Annotated in this window: 20 protein-coding genes and 1 other RNA gene; 13 read left to right on the forward strand and 8 right to left on the reverse strand. The window is 33.4% G+C overall.

Annotated elements, in window-relative coordinates; all coding sequences use genetic code 11:
* Positions 1-49: 49 nt before the first annotated feature.
* From ribD to ACFFGL_RS01460, 4 genes are read left to right on the forward strand one after another with little or no spacing between them, the layout of a single operon-like run.
* Positions 50-1090, forward strand: a complete 1041-nt coding sequence (ribD, locus tag ACFFGL_RS01445; RefSeq protein ID WP_309727247.1) for a bifunctional diaminohydroxyphosphoribosylaminopyrimidine deaminase/5-amino-6-(5-phosphoribosylamino)uracil reductase RibD — start codon at positions 50-52, stop codon at positions 1088-1090.
* Positions 1083-1691 carry an HAD family hydrolase gene (locus ACFFGL_RS01450; protein WP_309727248.1) on the forward strand — a complete coding sequence of 203 codons (609 nt, stop codon included), beginning with the start codon at positions 1083-1085 and terminating at the stop codon, positions 1689-1691. Before ribD ends, ACFFGL_RS01450 begins: the two co-directional genes overlap by 8 nt.
* A complete protein-coding gene (locus ACFFGL_RS01455) occupies positions 1688-2557 on the forward strand; it encodes an EamA family transporter (protein WP_309727249.1) in 870 nt (289 codons plus the stop codon). Before ACFFGL_RS01450 ends, ACFFGL_RS01455 begins: the two co-directional genes overlap by 4 nt.
* Positions 2553-3167, forward strand: a complete 615-nt coding sequence (locus ACFFGL_RS01460; protein ID WP_374708752.1) for an IMPACT family protein — start codon at positions 2553-2555, stop codon at positions 3165-3167. Before ACFFGL_RS01455 ends, ACFFGL_RS01460 begins: the two co-directional genes overlap by 5 nt.
* Positions 3168-3265: 98 nt before the next feature.
* Here ACFFGL_RS01460 and ACFFGL_RS01465 read toward each other — a convergent pair whose 3' ends face one another.
* A complete protein-coding gene (locus ACFFGL_RS01465) occupies positions 3266-3664 on the reverse strand; it encodes an acyl-CoA thioesterase (RefSeq protein ID WP_309727251.1) in 399 nt (132 codons plus the stop codon).
* A 214-nt stretch (positions 3665-3878) separates the two neighbouring features.
* Here ACFFGL_RS01465 and dnaA point away from each other — a divergent pair, with 214 nt between their 5' ends.
* Genes dnaA through ACFFGL_RS01485 form a run of 4 tightly spaced genes read left to right on the forward strand, consistent with a single transcriptional unit; the run spans position 3879 to position 7922 of the window.
* A complete protein-coding gene (gene dnaA / locus ACFFGL_RS01470; RefSeq protein ID WP_309727252.1) occupies positions 3879-5306 on the forward strand; it encodes a chromosomal replication initiator protein DnaA in 1428 nt (475 codons plus the stop codon).
* A 2-nt stretch (positions 5307-5308) separates the two neighbouring features.
* Positions 5309-5764, forward strand: coding sequence for a low molecular weight protein-tyrosine-phosphatase (locus tag ACFFGL_RS01475; RefSeq protein ID WP_309727253.1), 456 nt, complete (start codon positions 5309-5311; stop codon positions 5762-5764).
* A 48-nt stretch (positions 5765-5812) separates the two neighbouring features.
* Positions 5813-7183: a PQQ-dependent sugar dehydrogenase gene (locus tag ACFFGL_RS01480; protein ID WP_309727254.1), complete on the forward strand. Its 1371-nt coding sequence runs from the start codon at positions 5813-5815 to the stop codon at positions 7181-7183.
* Position 7184: 1 nt separating this feature from the next.
* The gene (locus tag ACFFGL_RS01485; RefSeq protein ID WP_309727255.1) at positions 7185-7922 is read left to right on the forward strand and encodes an SAM-dependent methyltransferase; all 738 of its coding nucleotides are present in this window, start codon (positions 7185-7187) and stop codon (positions 7920-7922) included.
* A gap of 96 nt (positions 7923-8018) precedes the next feature.
* Here ACFFGL_RS01485 and ACFFGL_RS01490 read toward each other — a convergent pair whose 3' ends face one another.
* A complete protein-coding gene (locus ACFFGL_RS01490) occupies positions 8019-8681 on the reverse strand; it encodes a peptidoglycan-binding protein LysM (protein WP_309727256.1) in 663 nt (220 codons plus the stop codon).
* A 188-nt stretch (positions 8682-8869) separates the two neighbouring features.
* Here ACFFGL_RS01490 and ACFFGL_RS01495 point away from each other — a divergent pair, with 188 nt between their 5' ends.
* Genes ACFFGL_RS01495 through ACFFGL_RS01510 form a run of 4 tightly spaced genes read left to right on the forward strand, consistent with a single transcriptional unit; the run spans position 8870 to position 13205 of the window.
* Positions 8870-11347 (forward strand): TonB-dependent receptor, encoded by a 2478-nt coding sequence (locus ACFFGL_RS01495; protein ID WP_378927835.1) that lies wholly within the window; start codon positions 8870-8872, stop codon positions 11345-11347.
* Between the two features lie 3 nt (positions 11348-11350).
* Positions 11351-12163: a DUF4249 domain-containing protein gene (locus ACFFGL_RS01500; protein WP_309727258.1), complete on the forward strand. Its 813-nt coding sequence runs from the start codon at positions 11351-11353 to the stop codon at positions 12161-12163.
* Positions 12164-12169: 6 nt separating this feature from the next.
* Entirely contained in the window at positions 12170-12997 is an 828-nt protein-coding gene (murQ, locus tag ACFFGL_RS01505) for an N-acetylmuramic acid 6-phosphate etherase (protein ID WP_309727259.1), read from the forward strand.
* Positions 12981-13205: a DUF6095 family protein gene (locus ACFFGL_RS01510; RefSeq protein ID WP_309727260.1), complete on the forward strand. Its 225-nt coding sequence runs from the start codon at positions 12981-12983 to the stop codon at positions 13203-13205. The genes murQ and ACFFGL_RS01510 overlap by 17 nt, the downstream gene beginning before the upstream one ends.
* Before the next feature lie 52 nt (positions 13206-13257).
* Here the strand turns inward: ACFFGL_RS01510 and ACFFGL_RS01515 are convergent, their stop codons facing one another.
* The 3 genes from ACFFGL_RS01515 to ACFFGL_RS01525 form a co-directional block, all read right to left on the reverse strand.
* Positions 13258-14550, reverse strand: coding sequence for a DUF6252 family protein (locus tag ACFFGL_RS01515; protein ID WP_309727261.1), 1293 nt, complete (start codon positions 14548-14550; stop codon positions 13258-13260).
* A 46-nt stretch (positions 14551-14596) separates the two neighbouring features.
* Positions 14597-15913 carry an MFS transporter gene (locus tag ACFFGL_RS01520; RefSeq protein WP_309727262.1) on the reverse strand — a complete coding sequence of 439 codons (1317 nt, stop codon included), beginning with the start codon at positions 15911-15913 and terminating at the stop codon, positions 14597-14599.
* 176 nt (positions 15914-16089) lie between these two features.
* The gene (locus tag ACFFGL_RS01525) at positions 16090-17715 is read right to left on the reverse strand and encodes an ABC-F family ATP-binding cassette domain-containing protein (protein ID WP_309727263.1); all 1626 of its coding nucleotides are present in this window, start codon (positions 17713-17715) and stop codon (positions 16090-16092) included.
* Between the two features lie 170 nt (positions 17716-17885).
* Between ACFFGL_RS01525 and ACFFGL_RS01530 the strand changes: the two genes are divergently transcribed.
* A complete protein-coding gene (locus ACFFGL_RS01530; protein ID WP_309727264.1) occupies positions 17886-19301 on the forward strand; it encodes a TlpA family protein disulfide reductase in 1416 nt (471 codons plus the stop codon).
* A gap of 54 nt (positions 19302-19355) precedes the next feature.
* Here the strand turns inward: ACFFGL_RS01530 and fsa are convergent, their stop codons facing one another.
* The 3 genes from fsa to ffs form a co-directional block, all read right to left on the reverse strand.
* A complete protein-coding gene (gene fsa, locus ACFFGL_RS01535) occupies positions 19356-20012 on the reverse strand; it encodes a fructose-6-phosphate aldolase (RefSeq protein ID WP_309727265.1) in 657 nt (218 codons plus the stop codon).
* 32 nt (positions 20013-20044) lie between these two features.
* On the reverse strand, positions 20045-20848 hold the full coding sequence (locus ACFFGL_RS01540; protein ID WP_309727266.1) for an SDR family oxidoreductase: 804 nt from the start codon (positions 20846-20848) through the stop codon (positions 20045-20047).
* A gap of 100 nt (positions 20849-20948) precedes the next feature.
* Positions 20949-21048: signal recognition particle sRNA small type (gene ffs, locus ACFFGL_RS01545), an RNA gene on the reverse strand.
* Positions 21049-21122 lie beyond the last annotated feature (74 nt).

Consider the following 21122-nt stretch of genomic DNA (forward strand, 5'->3'; position numbering starts at 1 on the left):
AGAATATTCATGCTATTTTTGACCTCAAACAGGCTGCTAAACTTTGAGCGTGAAAATACACGAAAAATATATAAATAGATGCATTCAACTGGCGAAAAACGCCGAAGGAAAAACCTACCCGAATCCGTTGGTTGGAAGTGTACTGGTTTATAAAAATGAAATTATTGGCGAAGGTTGGCATCAAAAAGCTGGAAAACCCCACGCTGAAGTCAATGCGATTCATTCCGTTGAAGATAAAAAACTTCTAAAAAAAGCGACTATTTATGTGAGTTTAGAACCGTGTAGTCATTTCGGAAAAACGCCGCCGTGTAGCGATTTAATTATTGAAAAAGGAATTAAAAAAGTAGTGATCGGAACGATGGATCCGTTTGCGAAAGTTGCAGGACGTGGAATTCAAAAATTAATGAACGCGGGTTGCGAAGTGGTTTTGGGAGTTTTAGAAAAAGAATGCCAAGAATTGAACAAACGATTTTTTACGTTTCATAAAAAAAAGCGACCTTATATTATTTTAAAATGGGCACAAACAAAAGATGGTTTTATCGCGCCACTTCAGCAAAATGAGCGAAAACCGGTATGGATTTCTAATGAAAAAAGTAAGCAATTAGTCCACAAATGGCGTTCAGAAGAACAAGCAATTTTAGTGGGAACAAATACGGCGATAAAAGATAACCCGAAATTGAATACGCGATTAGTGGAAGGTGAAAATCCTACGAGAATTGTGATTGATAGAAATCTGAAAATTCCTAAAAACTCCCATTTGTTTGATGGAAAAATTTCAACATTCGTTTTTACAGAAAATAGTTCATCTAAAAATCAAGAAAACCTGACTTTTATACCTATTAATTTTGAAGAAAATGTTCCGCAGCAAATTTGTGATCATTTATATCAGAAAGAATTTCAATCGGTAATTATTGAAGGCGGTCAACAAACCTTGCAAAGTTTTATTGATAAAAATTTATGGGATGAAGCGCGCGTTTTTACCGGTTCTGTTTTTTTAGAAGAAGGCATAAAAGCGCCAACTTTTGTAGGAAATAAAATTGCTTCGGAAGAAATTGGTGATAATAATTTAAGTATTTATAAAAATGATTAAAACGCTACTTTTTGATTTTGGCGATGTTTTTTTAACGCTAGACAAACCAGCAACAGCGCGAAAACTTCAAGAATTAGGGTTGACTTCTTTTTCTGAAGAAATGCTGAAGCAAAATAAGTTATACGAAATCGGTGAGATTTCTTCAGAAGAATTTATTTCATTTTATCAAACACAACTTCCGGAAACAGCTTCAGAAAAATTAGAAGAAGCATGGAATTCAATTTTAGTGGAATTACCCGAAAAACGCTTAAAATTTTTACAGCAACTGGCAGAAGAAAAAAAGTATCAATTAATTTTATTGAGTAACACGAACGAACTTCATATAAATTGGGTAAAAGAAAATGTGGAAAGCTTTGAAGATTTTAGAAATTGTTTTGACGCCTTTTACCTTTCGCACGAAATAAATTTTAGAAAACCGAATGCCGATATTTATGAATTTATTCTAGAAAAACACGATTTACAACCCCAAGAAATTTTATTTATCGACGATACCAAAGAAAACACTGAAGCGGCAAAAGCATTAGGATTTTATACGTGGAATATCAATCCGCAAACCGAAGAAATTGTTGATTTATTCACTAAAAACGCACATTTATTTTGATTTATCTTTTACTCAGCATTCTGTCTTCGAGCATGATTTATGTGGTTTTTAAATTGCTCGACAATTTTAAAATCAATACGTTATATGCGATTGTAATAAATTATTTTACGGCAACAATTGCCGGCTACGTAATGCATAGCAAACCGATTACGCTTACCGAAATTACCGAACAAAATTGGTTTGTAGGAAGTTTAATTTTAGGGGTTCTATTTATTACGGTTTTTAATTTAATGGCTGCCACGACACAAAAGAGCGGACTTTCGGTGGTTTCGGTAGCCAGTAAAATGAGTGTAGCAATTCCGATTGTATTCGTGATTTTTTATTATAACGAAACGACCGGAATTTTAAAAGTCCTCGGAATTATTTTAGCCTTAGTCGCGGTTTATTTGGCTTCCATAAAAACAAAAAAGGGAATTAAAGTGGAACAAAAAAATCTCATTTTTCCACTGTTGGTTTTTCTGGGAAGTGGCGTTATCGAAACTTTAATTAAATTTTTAGAAGAAAATTATGTAGCCGAAAACGATGTGGCCTTTTTCTCTACCGGTGTATTTTTATGTGCCGCTGTTGTAGGAATTATTGCCGGTTTGCTTCAGTTTTTTCAGAAGAAAATTAAATTCACTTATAAAGAATTAATTGGCGGAATTGCGTTAGGAATTCCCAATTATTTTTCAATTTACTTTTTTATTAACGCATTACGCGGAAGTTTAGACAGTTCTACTGTTTTTATAATTAATAACGTGGCTATTGTAATGCTTTCTACACTTTTAGGAATTCTATTTTTTCAAGAGAAACTGCTTAGAAAAAATTGGATTGGTATTGCGTTAGCAATTGTAAGTATTATTTTAGTCGCCTATACAACTTATTAATTTGGAAAAAGACGTTTACAAAACTATTTTAAAACCCGGAGAAGAAGGACTTTTTAAAGACCGCGGAAGCAAATTTTTAGGCTATGCATTTCCGGTGAAAAATGAGGAAGACGTTAATTTTTATATTGAAGAATTAAAAGGAAAACACCATAAAGCAAGACATTGGTGTTACGCTTGGCAATTAGGAAAACGTTACGAACATTACCGCGCTAATGATGATGGAGAACCTTCAAATTCTGCGGGAATGCCAATTTACGGTCAGTTACAATCGTTTGAAGTTACCAATATTTTAGTAGTTGTAGTTCGTTATTTCGGCGGAACAAAATTAGGCGTTGGCGGCTTAATAAATGCGTACCGAACCGGCGCGCAATTGGCTTTGGAAAATTCAGAAATTGTAACCAAAACTATTGATAACGAATACAAAATCACCTTCGATTATCCTGATATGAATAAAGTGATGCGCGTTTTGAAAGAAAAAAATCTAAACGTGCTGAAACAAGAATTCCTAATTGATTGTAAAATTTTTATTTCCGTTCGCGAAAATGAAGCCGAATCGATCTACGATATTTTCGATTACATCTACGGTGTAAAAATTGAAGAAGTAGAGTAAACTACCTCGGAGCAACCCCAAAAAGCATACATCATAAAACAAATATTCAATTTTGAGGCAAGCCTCGGATTATTATACCCTTTGGCGGTCCCAATAAATTACATTCCGATAGCTTCTAAAATATATTTTGGGCAACGGGTAATTTTTTTTGTTTTCATATCTGTAAAAACCAAAACCGTAGAAGCCGTTGTTAATAATTCTTTATTTTGATTGTAAATTTTATAGCTGAATTCTATCTTAACTTCAGGTGCATTTTCTAGGGTAGTTTCAATGGTTAAAATATCATCAAATTTAGCAGGATTCCTAAATTTAAAATTCATTTCATAAATAGGTAACATTACCCCATTTTCCTCCATTCCTTTATAAGAAACTCCAAATTGCTCCATCCACTCAATTCGAGCTAATTCCAAGTATTGAGCGTAGTTCCCGTGGTGAACAACACCCATTTGGTCGGTTTCTGCATAACGTACACGAACTTTAGAAGAATAAGTTTTCATGGATTTTATCGGTATTTTATGAAATAGATTTTGTAAGTTTATTCAGATTTTAAGTATGAGAAAAAAAAAGGATAAATTCAATACCCAATCTGTTTTTTTATTACTTTTTTTGTTCACATATTTGTTGCTCCAAAATGATGCTCGTTTAATACTTTTTAAACGCCTCATTTTTTGACTTTTTTTTAATAACAAATAAATAAACTTTCAATAGATTATGGGTAAAACTGCTGACTCAGTTTGGGTAAATTGTCTCTCATTTATTCAGGATAATATTACTCCACAAGCCTATAAAACTTGGTTTGAGCCTATTAAAGCAGTAAAACTTACCGATTGCGCGTTAAGCATTCAGGTGCCTTCTAAATTTTTCTATGAATGGTTAGAAGAGCACTATGTAAAATTATTGAAGGTTTCTTTAACTCGAGAATTAGGGGAAAAAGCCAAATTGGTGTACGTTATTAAAATGGAAAACACTTACGGAAATAAACAGCCGTTTACAGAGAAGATTCCGAGTTCACAACGAAGTAACGTTTCATCTCAAGAAGTAGATGTTCCTCTGAAAAATAAAAGTCCGGAACTTAAAAATCCATTTGTCATTCCTGGAATTCGAAACGTAAAAATAGATTCGCAATTAAACCCGAATTATAGTTTCGATAATTTTTTGGAAGGCGACTCAAACCGTTTGGCGAGATCTGCAGGACAAGCAGTTTCTAACAAACCTGGTGGAACTTCGTTTAATCCACTTTTAATTTTTGGTGGTGTTGGTTTAGGAAAAACCCATTTAGCGCACGCAATTGGAGTTGAAATAAAAGATAAATATCCTGAAAAAACGGTTTTATATATTTCAGCTGAAAAATTTACACAACAATATATCGAGTCGGTAAAAAAGAATAATAGAAACGATTTTATTCACTTTTATCAAATTATCGACGTATTAATTGTAGATGATATTCAGTTACTCTCAGGAAAAGCGGGAACGCAAGATGTTTTCTTCCATATTTTTAATCATTTACACCAAAATGGAAAACAAGTAATTTTAACGAGTGATAAAGCGCCAGTTGATATGCAAGATATCGAACAACGTTTATTATCACGCTTTAAATGGGGACTTTCAGCTGAGTTACAACAACCCGATTTTGAGACTCGAATTTCAATCATTAAAAATAAATTATATCGTGACGGCGTAGAAATGCCCGAAGAGATTATAGAATATTTAGCCAATAATATTAAAACGAATATTCGTGAATTAGAAGGCGCAATTATTTCGCTTATCGCCCATTCTTCTTTTAATAAGAAAGATATTACGTTAGAACTGGCTAAAAAAATAGTTGAAAATTACGTAAAGAACACCAAGAAAGAAGTTTCTATAGAATACATTCAAAAAGTGGTGAGCGACTATTTCCAGATGGATGTAGATACGTTACAATCTAAAACCAGAAAACGTCATATTGTTCAAGCTAGACAATTAGCAATGTTTTTTGCGAAAAAATTAACCAAAGCTTCGTTAGCGAGTATTGGAACACAAATTGGGAAACGCGATCACGCCACTGTTTTACACGCTTGCAAAACCGTAACTAACTTATCTACGACCGATAAGCAATTCAAAAAATTTGTAGAAGACCTTAATAAAAAACTGACGCTTTAAGTATGAAAACAAAAGTGTTAATGGTTTGCTTAGGAAATATTTGCAGATCTCCTCTAGCCGAAGGTTTATTAAAATCGAAAGTAGATCCTGACAAAGTTGAAGTAGATTCAGCAGCAACCTCAAATTATCATATTGGCGATCTACCTGATGAACGCTCTATTGCAACTGCAAAAAGACACGGGTTAGATATAACTTCGCAAAGAGGAAGACAATTTTCAGTTGAAGATTTCGATACCTTCGACTATATTTTTGTAATGGACAAATCGAATTATTCTGATATTTTAAGCTTAGCTCGAAATGAAAAAGATCGTGATAAAGTAAATTTAATTCTTAATAAAATTTACCCAGACGAAAATAAAGACGTTCCCGACCCTTATTACGGTGGCGAACATGGCTTCGAAAATGTTTACCAAATGCTAGACGAAGCCACAAATATTATTGCGCACGAAATCAAATAGTTATTACGCTATTTTCGTATATTTAAGCAAACCATAATCCTTAAAATCATGAAAAGATTATTACTTTGCTTAATTTTCATTTGCTATGGGATAGCAAATGGACAAGAAGATCTGGACATTGAATTGTTTGCCTCGGGATTTACAAGTCCGTTAAACATTCAAAACGCTGGTGACACACGCCTTTTTATTGTAGAACAAGGGGGAACGATCCAAATTGTAGATACAAATGGTAACACAAATTCTTCTCCTTTCTTAGACATTTCTTCTCAAATTTCAACGGGCGGAGAGCGCGGTTTACTGGGTTTAGCTTTTCATCCTGATTATCAAACCAACGGATTATTTTATGTGTATTACACCAATTCTTCTGGAGATTCTGTTTTATCTGAATTTTCAGTAGATAGCGGAAATCCAGATATAGCCGATGCGAATTCAGAAACAGTTATGTTAACTATAACTCAACCGTTTTCAAATCATAACGGCGGATGCATTGCATTTGGTCCAGACGGAATGCTTTATGTTGCGACAGGCGATGGTGGCAGCGGTGGAGATCCAAATGACAACGCCCAAAATTTAACTACGCTCTTGGGTAAATTATTACGCTTAGATGTTGACATTCCAGCGCCGTATATTCCTTCAGATAATCCATTTGTAAATGATAATAATGCTGAAGATGAAATTTATGCTTATGGGTTAAGAAATCCTTGGAAGTTTTCATTTGATGCTGAGAACGGTGAACTTTGGATCGCAGACGTTGGGCAAAATGAATTTGAAGAAATAAACAAAGTTAGCAATGCGGAAGCTGCTAATTTCGGTTGGCGTTGTTATGAAGCTTCAACGGTTTTCGACACATCGGGTAATTGTCCTTCTCAAAATGAAATTACCTTTCCCTTCGCTGAATATTCACACACTAATTCAGGAGCAAATAAATGTTCAATCACCGGTGGCTATGTTTATCGCGGAACAGAATTTTCTAACCTTATCGGTAAATATATTTTCGCCGATTTTTGTAGTGATGAAATTGCTACCGTAGATGCCAATGGTAATATTTCCTATTTCGGTCCGTTTTCGGGAAATAGTTTTGCTTCTTTTGGTCAAGACATAAACGGAAATCTATATGTTGCTGGAATTGGAAGTGGAGATATTTACAAAGTAGTCGATCAGAATTTAAGTGTTAATTCTTCAGAAAAAATTAAAATTTCTGTATATCCAAATCCTACAAACGGGCAATTGTCTTTAAAAAGCAATGAATTAATTCAAAAAGTGGAATTATTTTCTATGCTCGGTCAAAAAATAAGTGAGATTCCTGTGCATAAAAAAGAAACTATAATTTCAGTAAATAATTTGTCAGCCGGAAATTATTTCCTTAAAATTACAGGAGCTCAACAGCAACAATACACGAAACAATTTATTATAAATTAATATGGCAGAAAATCTTCAAGCAAATTTTCAACCGGGGAAACTTTATTTAATACCAACTACCTTAGGAGAACAACCGCCACTGGAAACTTTACCGCTCTCGGTTAGAAAAAAGATTGAAGAAATCGATTATTATATTGCTGAAAATGAAAAGACCGCACGACGATTTATAAAAAAAATTGTTCCGAATAAATCACAACCTTCTCTTCATTTTCAGCTCTTAAATAAATTTACTGAAGAAAGTGAATTACCTTCCTTTTTAGATCCCTGTTCAGAAGGAATAAATGTAGGCGTTTTAAGTGAAGCCGGTTGCCCTGGAATTGCAGATCCTGGCGCAGATATTGTTCGTTTAGCGCATGAAAAAAATATTCAAGTGGTTCCGTTAGTTGGACCTTCTTCTATTTTCTTGACAATGATGAGTAGCGGGTTAAACGGTCAAAATTTTGCATTTCATGGATATTTACCTATTGATAAATCTGAACGAAAACAGCATCTCAAAAAATTGGAACGCTTATCGTTGGAATTAAATCAAGCGCAAATTTTTATTGAAACTCCTTACCGAAACGATAAATTCTTCCAAGATTTATTGCAACATTTAACACCTACTACAAAAATCTGCATTGGTTGTGAAGTAACTTTAGCCACGGAATATATTAAAACTAAAACCGTAGCCGAATGGAAAAAAACCAAACTCGATCTTCATAAAAGACCGGCGATTTTTATTATTCAAAAAGAAATTTAATCAACTATATCAGATTAAACCCACGGCTATTTTACCAAACAAGTATTTAAAATTTCGAGAAAAGTCTCTAGGTATTAAAACCTTTGACGTAGCCAATTATAGTGCGGCAATACGCTTGAAGTTATTTTTAATTTTGGCTTTTGCTTTTCTATTTGGAGCTACAAAAGAAGTATCGTATCCTTTAAATTTATTTAAATAATAACGAATACTTGTGCCAAAAGCATCAGAAAAACCTTGCACTCCACCACTTCGCAAATATTTTTTCACACTTCCAGGGCCGGCTAAATGAGCTGCTGCCAAAATTCCTGATTCGGTAATTTCAACACCATTCATTTTTTTACCCACATAATTTTTAATTTCCCTTCTTAAAATCCATTTATTTCGTGAAGCATTTGCGTAAAACGCAGCTTCTTGCAATTCTGGATTAGAAAGAAATTCTTGTGTGTTGTAAATACCGATGAGTTCTAAGGTTCCTTTACCGAACTGGTATTTACCAAGGTAGCCAAATTGATTAATGATTTTATAGTTTCCTCTGGATTCTTTAAAACCAACCGCTTCTTTAAACCCTAAATAACTTTTTTTCAGAACAGGATAAACGACGTTTTCCTCTCCTTCTTCGTCTAAAGCCACCGTATAAACTTCGGCTTCATGTTGGGTTGAGACACTTGCGGTGATTGCCTCTTTTTTACTTGAGAAACTTAAAAAAAACAATGCTCCGATAGCCGGCAACACTGAAATTTTTGCAATTTTCTTTTTCAAATCAAAATATTTCTAAAGGACTTATATACGCTATAAACATACAATAACTGCCTTTAATTTTGCCGCGCAAATATACATGATTTTTTAGAACTACAAAACTATATTGTTAATCTAATTTAAAACCATAATCATTTGTATTTCAGATAAAAACACTTTCAACTCAATAAAAGTCGACTATAATAGGGATTATGAAAATTATATACACTTCTAACTTCTTCTTTTTATTAGGAAAAATTTATGATTTAAAGAAGACTTTTTGCATAATGAATAAAAAAGTATCTTTACCCGAAAAAATGGTAAAATCATTTTATCTCTTTTTTTGTTGTGTACTTTTTTTTATGATGGGTTTTGCACAGGAAACTGTAAAATTAAGTGGAAAACTAACCGACCTTGAAACAAACGAACCAATTTTTGCAGCAAACATTTTATTAGAAAATACCAACAAAGGAACGTTTACCGATGAAAATGGTTATTTTGAAATAAAACTTTCACCCGATTCTTACAAGCTGGTAGTTTCTTTACTCGGCTATCAACAAATTACTAAGGAAATAAATTTAAAAGCCGATAAATATCTTGAAATTTCATTAAAACAAGGTTCTGAAAGTTTAGGTGAAGTCATTATAAAACAATCTAAAAAAGAACTGAATTTACGTTCGCCACAAATGAGTGTAAATACGTTAAATGCTTCAGATATAAAAAAAATACCGACTGTTTTAGGTGAAAGCGACGTAATTAAATCTTTATTGCTTTTACCAGGCGTAAGTAATAGTGGTGAAGGTTCTTCGGGTTTTAATGTTCGTGGTGGCGCGGCAGATCAAAATTTGGTTTTGCTTGATGAAACTACTTTATTTAGCGATTCTCATTTATTTGGTTTCTTTTCGGTTTTTAATCCGGAAGCTGTTCAATCGCTAGATCTTTACAAAGGTGGAATTCCAGCAAAATACGGTGGTCGAGCTTCTTCGGTATTAACAATTCAGCAAAAAAAAGGAAATAAAAAAGAATTTAAAGCCAGCGGCGGAATTGGCGTTGTAAGTAGCAGATTGGTATTAGAAGGACCTATTCAGAAAAATAAAAGTTCCTTTTTAGTTGCCGGAAGAAGTTCTTACGCGCATCTTTTTTTAAAATTAATAGACAATCCTAATTCCGCTTATTTCTACGATTTAAATACAAAATTCGATTTTCTTATCAATGAAAATAATTCGCTTACATTTTCGGGTTATTTTGGTCGGGATGTGTTTAATATTAATGAAAGTTTTAAAAATACCTATGGAAATACTTCGACTACATTACAATGGAACCATCAATTTTCTGAAGCTATAAATTCGAATCTTTATGCTAGCTTTTCTGATTATTATTTCGGTTTAACCATCGATTTTATTGGTTTTAATTGGGAAAGTGGTATTCGAAATTATGCGTTAAAATATGATTTTAACCATTATTTATCTGAAAATATTCAGCTTAATTATGGATTAAACGCTTCTTATTATCAATTTAATCCCGGTTATATTGATCCCTCGCGTGAAGATTCTGGAATAATTGAAAAACAACTTACTAAAAAATATGCGTGGGAAAATTCATTTTACGTTGATGCTGAACAGCAACTTTCAGAAAAATTAAATGTTTCTTACGGATTTCGTCTGAATTCATTTTACAGATTAGGACAAGAAAAGGTGAATATTTATGAAAACGATCAACCTTTATTATTTAACGAGAATCTAAAAATTTACGAAAAAGCGCCAATAATTGATACCTTAGAAATCTCTAAAGGAAAAATTACCAATACATTTTTTAATCTAGAGCCAAGAATTTCAGCTTCTTATCAATTAAACGAGAGCAGTTCTGTAAAAGCAAGTTACCAACGCATAAATCAATATTTGCATTTAATTTCGAATACCGACGCTCCTACTCCACTTGATGTTTGGGCACCAAGCGGACGTTATATTGAACCACAAAAAGCCGATCAGTTTGCAGTAGGTTATTTTAAAAAATTTGCTGATAATACATTTAGTTTAGAAACCGAAGCCTATTATAAAAATATTAAAAACCGATTAGATTATATTAACGGCGCAGATTTAATTGCGAACGATGCAATTGAACAGGTGATTTTACCCGGTGAATCACGCGCTTATGGTTTGGAAATTTTATTCCGGAAAAATACGGGGAAATTAACCGGCTGGATTGCATATACACTTTCTAAAAGTCAACAAAAAACCGAAGGCAGAACACCTGAAGAAATCGGAATTAATAACGAAGAATGGTATAATACCGGTTGGGATAAACCACACGATATATCGCTTACTGCAAGTTATGAATGGAGCAAAAAATGGCAATTTGGTGCAAATTTTGTTTATCAAACCGGAAGACCAACAACTTATCCTAATGGAAAATATAGCTATAATGATATAACCGTTCCTAGTTTTTCGAGCCGAAACAGCAATCGACTCCCAGATTTTCATCACCTGGATATTTCTGCAACGTATGTACCTTCAAAAAATATCGGTAGAGATTGGAAAACCGAATGGGTTTTCAGTATTTACAACCTTTACAATCGAAGAAATGCAGCGTCAATTAGTTTTTCTGAAAATGATGACACCATGAGAACTGAAGCTACACGACTTTCAATTTTCGGTATCATTCCCGCGGTTACTTTCAATTTTAAATTTTAAGTTATGAAAAAATATTTTTATCTCATACTCCCGATTTTTGTTTGCTTTGCCTGTGAAGATGTAATTTCTGTTGATTTAGATGAAGGCGAATCAAAATTAGTTATCGAAGCGACAGCCTTGCAATATGAAAATACTGAACAATCACAATTACTTGTAAAATTGTCGGAAACTATTCCTTTTTATAGTAATGAAATGGCTCCGGTTTCTAATGCTGAAGTAAAAGTTACCATTAATCATGAAACCCTAACTTTAATTGAAACGTTTGAAGGAAGTGGCGAATATAGAGAGATCATACCCATGATTAAAAATCAAGATTATGAGCTTAGCGTTATTTCAAATAATGAAGAATACCGCGGAGTTACCCAACTACAAACTACTGTTCCTTTTGATTATGTAGAACAAGCAAAAGGGAAAAGTTTCGATCCCGATCTTATTAGCATAGAAGCTTATTTTACCGATCCTGCCGAAGAAGAAAATTATTATTATTTTGAATTTTATTCAGAAAGAAACGGAAGAGTCTTAGACAATACAGACGATGAACTTTTCAATGGAAATCAAGTTTCCACTTATTATGCCGATGAATTTGAACCTGGAGACCACGTTGGTATCATTATCCAAGGAATTAGCAAACGCTTTAATAATTATATTTCAATTTTACTGGAACAATCCAGTAACGGTGGCGGAAACCCATTTAGCACGCCGCCGGCCACAATTCGTGGAAATATACAAAATATTACTAATCCTGATAATTTTCCGTTAGGCTATTTTAGGATTTCTCAAACCTATTCTATAGATTACGAAATTCAACCTGAATAAAAAACAATGACCGATTTCAAAAAAATTACCGAGCAAGAATCGAATTATGATGATTTGGAAAAAATGTCGCTCCATACCATTCTTGCTTCCATTAATAAAGAAGATAAATTAGTTCCGCTGGCGGTTGAAAAAAGCATTCCGCAAATTGAAAAATTAGCAAGTGTTATTTCAGAAAAATTAAAAAACGGCGGAAGACTTTTTTACATTGGCGCAGGAACCAGCGGTAGATTAGGAATTTTAGATGCAAGTGAATGTCCGCCAACCTTTGGCGTTTCAAAAGATTTGGTAATTGGTATAATTGCCGGCGGTGATAAAGCCATTAGAGACGCAGTAGAATTTGCTGAAGATAGTAAAACCCAATGCTGGGAAGATTTAAAAAATCACCAAATTACAGATGAAGATATCGTAGTGGGAATTGCCGCATCAGGGACGACGCCATACGTAATTAGCGGCTTAGAAGCGTGTAAAAAAAATAATATAAAAACTGGTTGTATTACATGCAATCCCGAAAGCCCGTTAGCAAAAACAGCAGATTTTCCTATTGAAGTAAATGTAGGGCCGGAATTTGTTACCGGAAGTTCACGGATGAAATGTGGTACCGCTCAGAAACAAGTTTTAAATATGATTTCTACTTCTGTGATGATTCAATTTGGAAGAGTGCAAGGAAATAGAATGGTAGATATGCAATTAAGCAATCAAAAGCTGGTAGAACGCGGCATAAAAATGATAAAAAAAGCAACGAATATAAATGATAAAAAAGCTGAATTAGCGCTTCAAAAATATAAAAGTGTTCGTGCTGCGATAAATGCTATTAAAAATGAAAAGAACAAATAAACAAGTTTTATATAAAGGATTACAATATTTAGCCGGCGCTTTGCCACTAATTCTTATTGGTCCATCGGTACTTTATAGCGCTTTTGGGAATAAAAACCATCCGTTGTTTTTAGCGGTTTTAATTTTAGGTATAGTTGCTTGTGCTGCCGCTATATTTTGTATGTTTAAAGGAATTAAAATTATTTTACGAGCTGTATTTGACGAATAAAAAAATGCTCTGAGATTTCAGAGCGTTTTTTGTATTGAATATTTTTCCTGATTTAGAATCCTATATCGATACTAAATTCTCCTTCGGTAACAGAAACGCTATCGCCATTATCATTTTCAGCATCAAACTTAAATGTTCCTGTAACAACATCATTTTGAACTGAATTAATTACTATTTCACCACTTCCAGCAATGGATCTATAAACTATATCTGAACCATTATCATCTACAATGTAGGTTGCAGAATAATTATTTGGTGAATCTGTTATGGTATAAGTCCCTTCACTAACATCAGCTGGAAAATTTAAACCAATACTTGAATTTAAATCATTATCGAACGTTACAATAACATTATTTCCTTGAAAAACTACCGGAAATAAACTTGCGGTAAAATCTTCTCCATCTATTTTTGCAGTCGCAAAATCTGTATCTTGCATTGTACTTACTGGAATATTTTCAAAAACACCTAAAGTCATTTCGATATCTCCCGTTTGTCCTGTAGCTTCTTCTAAAACACCACTAAAAACTCCGGTTACCGTATTATTTTCCATATTAATTTCAGAAATCGTAAATGTTCCTTCCGATGAACTATAAACCGGTCCGTTTTCGTTAGTAGAATCTGGATCATATAAAATTAATCCTTCTGCACCCGCTCCAGAACCTAAGGTAAAAGTTCCTACAGAAGCTTCAAAGATTTGAATTGTCATTTGGGCATTTCCATTAGTTGCCGCCATTTCCAATCCATCATTGCTTATGCTTGCTTGCGCATTATCTGAAGTGAATAATTCGCCATCTAATTCAACTTCAAATGTTGCATTTGTAGGTGTAGGACCAACGTCTGAAGTTAACGGAATATTTGTAAATTGTCCGTTGGTAAGTTCTAATGTTTCAGTAACTTCTTCCTCGTTTTCACCATCAACAGTATGCGTTACAGTAAACGAAAACACTCCTGAAATATAACCTTGTTCTAAATTATATTCTGAAACGGTTGCGGTTGCATCAGTATCATCTATATCAACTATATAAGGAATTTGTCCCATTTCAGCATAACTTCCCGAATTTCCATCTTGACCTAAATTAAAAGTACCGGTTTCGCTTCCATTAAGTAGAAGTGAGACGGTAGTACCATTATTCTTAATTCCGGTAATCATGGTAACTCCGTTTTGAGTAGAGGCTTGCGCTTGATCTGCTATAAAAGTTTCGCCATCTATATCGACTTGGAAATTAGATTCTAAAGCAGGGATATCATCTCCTATAAGACCTTCATACGGCTCATTATCACAACTTTGCAAACCAAAAACGGTAAGACAAACTAAAACTAAATTTAAAAGCAGGTTTTTTCTCATAATTAAATATTTAATAGGTTCACAAACTTAAACAAAATATTCTAATTTAAAATTTTGATTTTGGGACTCTTAGCAACAACACCACTCCTAATACAAAAAAAACGATTAAAAATAAAATTGAATATCGAATGCTTCCGGTAAGTTGAGCTACTAATCCGTAAGAAAACATTCCAATTACAATTCCTATTTTTTCTGAAACATCGTAAAAACTAAAATAGGAAGCTGTATCGATAGCTTTATCGGGAATAAATTTTGAATACGTAGAACGCGAAAGGGATTGAATTCCGCCCATTACCAATCCAACACTTGCCGCGGCAATATAGAATTCTTCGGGTGTTGTAATAAAATAAGCGAATATGCAAACTGCAATCCAAATAAGATTTATTCCGATTAAAGTTTTAATATTTCCTGCTTTTTCTGAAATTCTAGAGGTTAAAAATGCGCCTAAAACCGCTACAATTTGAATAAGCAAAATGCTTACTATTAAACCGGTAGTTGAATCTTGGTCTCCCCAATCTAGTTCTTCAATTCCAAAATAAGTAGCAATTAACATAATAGTTTGTACCGCCATACTGTAAAGAAAAAAAGCATATAGATAACGTCGTAAGCTTTTATTATGTTTTATTTTTTCGGCTATTTTTTTTAGTTCTTTAAAGCCGTTAAATAAAACATTTCGGGTAAGTTTTTGTTTTCGATTTCCTCTCGGTAAATAATAATAAGTGTATTGACTGAAGCCGATCCACCAAATTCCGGTTAAAATAAACGAAAGTCGCGTGGGAAATTCTTCACTGGTAAAACCAAATTTATTATAGAAAAGAATCATGACTAAACAAATGACCAATAAAATTACGCTTCCAAAATATCCTAAGGAATAACCTTTTGCACTAATTCTGTCTTGCTGATCTTTAAAAGCGATATCGGGTAAATAGGAATTGTAAAAGACAATACTTCCCCAAAAACCAATAAGTGCCAAAAAATAGCAAAGCAACCCGAACCAAAGAAATTCTAGGTTGAACCAAAAAAGTCCGATACAAGCAATCGCACCCATATAGCAAAAGAATTTCATAAAGGCTTTTTTATTGCCGATATAATCTGAAATTCCACTTAAAAATGGACTCAAAAATGAAACGACTAAAAAGGCGAGTCCGGTGACATAACTTATAAGCGTATCGTTATTAAAATCTATTCCTAAAAAAGTTACGGTATCACTAACTACTTTTCCGTTTTCTTTTACAATGGTTAATGCGCCATAAAATATGGGAAATATTGCTGAAGAAATCACTAAACTATAAACCGAATTTGCCCAATCGTAAAACGCCCAAGCGTTTAAGAGTTTTCTACTTCCTTTTTTTAATTGCTTCATAAGTGAGAAAAAAGTTGAGCCTAAAAATAGAAAAACCTTTCTAGTTACCTAGAAAGGTTTTATTATTTCTTTGCTGTTTTTGCGTTAGGGATGGCAGCGACATCCTTTTTTAAATTTCTGCGGGAGCAAAATTTAAAAAAGATATAGCGAACAGCCCAACCCGTTAGGGAAACGCCCTACGCATTTACGGCATACATTTTTTCGCGTTGTTCTTTAACTTTTTTATCGCTCATATATTCATCGAAACTTAAATAACGATCGATAACGCCATTTGGAGTTAATTCTACAACACGATTGGCAACGGTTTGCGAGAATTCGTGATCGTGCGTGGTGAATAATACCGTTCCTTTAAAGTTTTTAAGTGAATTGTTAAAAGCGGTAATCGATTCTAAGTCTAAATGGTTTGTGGGTTCGTCTAACATTAAAACGTTAGCGCGCTGCATCATCATTCTACTTAACATGCAACGTACTTTTTCTCCACCAGAAAGTACTTCAGCAGTTTTTAAAGCGTCTTCTCCGCTAAAAAGCATTTTTCCTAAGAAACCTCGAATATAAACTTCTTCGCGTTCTTCTTCCGTTTTTGCCCATTGACGGAGCCAATCTACCAAGGTTAAATCTTTATCGAAATAATCGGAATTATCTAACGGTAAATACGACTGACTTGTAGTGATTCCCCAATCGTATTTTCCTTCTTTGGCTTCTTGTTTTCCGTTAATGATTTCATAGAAGGCGGTTGTTGCTCGAGAATCTCTTGAGAAAACGACTACTTTATCACCTTTCGCTAAATTTAAATTAATATTGCTAAAAAGTGTATCGCCATCTAAAGAAGCGGCTAAATTTTCGACGTTTAAAATTTGGTCTCCGGCTTCGCGTTCCCGTTCAAAAATGATGGCAGGATATCTTCTGCTTGAAGGTTTTATTTCTTCAATATTTAATTTATCAATCATTTTTTTACGTGAAGTAGCTTGTTTAGATTTTGCTACGTTGGCGCTAAAACGTTGAATAAATTCTTGTAATTCTTTCTTTTTCTCTTCTGCTTTCTTGTTTTGTTGCGCGCGTTGTCTTGCGGCTAATTGGGAAGATTCATACCAGAAGGAATAATTTCCGCTGAAATGATTAATTTTTCCAAAATCGATATCAGAAATATGCGTACAAACGGCATCTAAAAAGTGACGGTCGTGCGAAACTACAATTACCGTATTATCATAATTGGCTAAAAAATGCTCTAACCAAGAAATGGTTTCGTAATCCAAATCGTTGGTTGGCTCATCCATAATAAGTACATCTGGATTTCCGAATAACGCTTGCGCCAATAATACACGAACTTTTTGCTTACCGTCAAGATCTTTCATTAACGAATAATGCAAATCTTCTTTTATTCCTAAGTTTGAAAGTAAAGAAGCGGCGTCGCTCTCGGCATTCCAACCGTTCATTTCTTCAAAAATAACTTGCAACTCTCCTATTCTATCGGCATTTTCATCTGAATAGTCTGCATATAAAGCGTCCATTTCAGATTTTACTTCAAAAAATGGTTTGTTACCACGCAAAACAGTTTCCAAAACCGGATATTCATCGTAAACATTGTGGTTTTGCTCTAAAACCGACATACGTTTTCCGGGTTCTAAATGTACATTTCCGGAAGTCGGGTCGATTTTACCGGAGAGAATTTTTAAAAAAGTAGATTTTCCGGCTCCATTGGCGCCAATAATTCCGTAGCAATTTCCTTGTGTAAAGGTAGTATTTACCTCATCAAAAAGTACACGTTTCCCGAATTGAACAGATAGATTAGATACTGATAACATAGTTGTCCTTAAAATTTCTGCAAAAGTATGGAAATAAACTGATTCAAAGAAACATTAACTTTTCATCTTTTTGTTTTAACGAGTAATTAACAGCGCTCAGCACGGGCTTCGGCTATATTTGTGACGTTATGAAACTTTCATAAAACACCAAACGTTTGACTTTCAATCGTATGAATAAAAATTTACCTTTTCTATTTTTATCTTGCTTACTTGTTTTAGTAGCTTGTGAAGATGAACCTAAGCACGACAATACTTTTTTTGGCGGCCAAGTGGTAAATCCAGTAGAAGATTACATTACTATTGCTAAAGATGACAAAATTCTAGACACAGTTTATTTAGACGAAGAAAATAATTTTAGTTACGATTTCCCTGAAAAACATCATGGCTTATTTACTTTTAAACACGCGCCTGAGAGTCAATTATTTTATATTGAAAAAGGCGATAGTTTAATGGTTCGGGTAAATACAGTTGAATTTGATGAGTCGATAATGTATAGTGCAGAAGGTTCAGGAAAGAATAATTTTTTAATGGAAATGTATTTACTGAATGAGAAAAATAACGACCTCATTTTTTCCTATTATAAAATTAAACCGGAAGAATTTGCCAAAAAAACAGATTCTATAAAAAAAATACGGGACGAACGTTTAGCTACGCTAGAAGATAAATATGATTTTTCTGATGAATTTATAGAACTTGCCCATAAAACGATTGACTACGAATTTTACGATTTGCGAGAACGGTATTCTTTTTTAGTCAATAAATATTTAAAAGATTACCGAAATGAATTTCCTGAAGATTTTTTTGATTACCGCAAAAAAGTAAATTTTAATGATAAAGAATTACAATCGCATTATATCTACCAGCGTTTCTTAGATAATTACTTAAAAAACAGAAGTATAGAATATTGCATAAATAATAAGGCAAATCGCGATTGTTTCAGTTTAAACAATGTAAATAATTTAGAACGCCGCTTAAAAATTGCCGATTCTATTTTCACTTTGGCTCAATTAAAATATCGTTTTATTGGTCGATTTGGAAGAAAAGAAATTATTTATTCTGAAAATAAGGCGCAAATAGATTCTACGGTAGAATTACTAAAACAATTTAATTTACCTAAAGATTTATATACTGAATTAACTAATCTTGCTGAAATACAACAAGCCTATTTTGTAGGAAACAGCGTTGCCGATAAAAAGATTTTAAACTCGAAATTAGATAAAATTGAAATTGGCGATATTATAAAAAGACCTACCATTATTTTTACGTGGTCAGTTTATTCGACTACGCATCATAAATTACAACACAAAATTGTAAATGAATTACGAAATCGCTATCCTGAAATAGATTTTATAGGTATGAATCTTGATCAAGGGGAACCCACTATTTGGTTAAAAGCTATAGAAAATTACGGTTACAATACCAATTTTGAATACCAAATTCGTGATCGCGGAATTAAAAATTCTTACTTTAGAAATTACTTAAACCGAACCTTCTTCATTAATCGTGACAGCAAAATAACTTACGGACAAGTTCAACTGGATAGTCCCGATTTAGAGCAAAAAATATTGGAATTTTTAAACCAATAAAAAAGCCCTGTAAAATTTACAAGGCTCTTTTTTGAATTATTTTCAGAAAAAATATTATTGATTTCCTTTTTTATAATCTGCTAAGAATTTTTCTAAACCAATATCGGTAAGCGGATGTTTTAATAAACCTTCGATAGAACTTAATGGTCCTGTCATTACATCGGCGCCAATTTTTGCACAATCGATCACGTGCATTGTGTGTCTTACCGAAGCCGCTAAAATTTCAGTTTCAAAACCATAATTATCATAAATATGTCTTATTTCAGCGATAAGATTTAATCCATCTGTAGAAATATCATCTAATCTACCAATAAACGGTGAAACATAAGTTGCTCCGGCTTTTGCAGCTAAAAGTGCTTGCCCGGCAGAAAAAACTAAGGTACAATTGGTTTTAATTCCATTATCGCTAAAATATTTAATGGCTTTGATTCCGTCTTTAATCATTGGAACTTTTACAATTATTTGTTCGTGTAATTTTGCAAGTTCCTCACCTTCTTTTACGATTTCATCGAAAGTTGTCGCGATTACTTCAGCACTCACATCGCCATCTACAATCTCACAGATTTTTTTGTAATGATTTATGATGTTTTCCTTTCCGGTAATTCCTTCTTTCGCCATTAACGACGGATTGGTAGTTACGCCGTCTAAAACACCTAAATCTTGTGCTTCTTTAATTTGGTCTAAATTTGCGGTATCAATAAAAAATTTCATGGAATTTCTTTTAAATTAGTTGTTTTACAAAATTACAGTTTATAATGTTTCATCAACATTTTTTCATAAACTTTATCGGGTAAAATGTGTTTTAAGGCAATCGAAAATTTCTGAATAAACTCTCCTACTTTATAATGAATTGTTGGATTTTTCTCTTGCATTACGGCATAAACTTTTTCTGCCATAATAAGAGGATCTTTTCCTTTATCAACATGTTTATCCATTAAATCTAAAGTACTTTTATATTTTTTCTCGTAAGGAGAATTTTTGATGATAGGCGAATGATAACGACCTGCGGCAATATTAGTGGCAAAATCTCCCGGTGCAATATTTGTCATTTTAATATTGAAATCTTTCAATTCCATTCGGAAAGCTTCGGTAGTTAATTCCAACGCTCCTTTTGTTGCTGAATAAATTCCGCGGAACGGTAACCCCATATAACCAGCAATAGAGGTAATATTTATTATAAAACCGCCGTTGTTTTTTCGCATTATCGGTAAAACGGCTTTTATAACTTTTATGACCCCAAAATAATTGGTATCGAAAATGCGCTTAATTTCATCATCGGGTGTTTCTTCAATTGGTCCGGTAATTCCCATTCCCGCGTTGTTGATTAAAAAATCTATTTTACCTTCTTTTTCAGCAATTTCTTTTACCGCTTGTTGAATGGTTTCTGTTTTCGTGACATCTAACGCCACGAAATTGATACCATTTACTACTTTTTCTCTCGGATTTCTACTTGTACCATAAACAATGTATCCTTTTTCAATTAAATAATGTGCAATAGATTTTCCTATTCCAGAAGAAGCTCCTGTAATTAATACAACTTTCGACATATAGAGAATTAATTAAGTCGCAAATATCGACTATTTCTAAGAAAGCTGAAAAAAGATTATCGGGATGAAATTTTTAAATACAGAAAAGTATAAAAACAAAAAAAGGCAAGCTACCCACATCACACCGCTACGACCGTTTACCCTTGCTGCGTTCCCGCCCTGGGGGAATTCAACAGGAGCTGGTTGTGTGGGACTTGCCGCTGCAAATATACAATGTTATTCTTTTTTTACAAGCTTTTTTTAATGGGAATTCCCTAAATTAGCATCGCATAAA

It is taken from the genome of Mesonia maritima, from assembly GCF_042433895.1.
In the GTDB taxonomy this organism is placed as follows: domain Bacteria; phylum Bacteroidota; class Bacteroidia; order Flavobacteriales; family Flavobacteriaceae; genus Mesonia; species Mesonia maritima.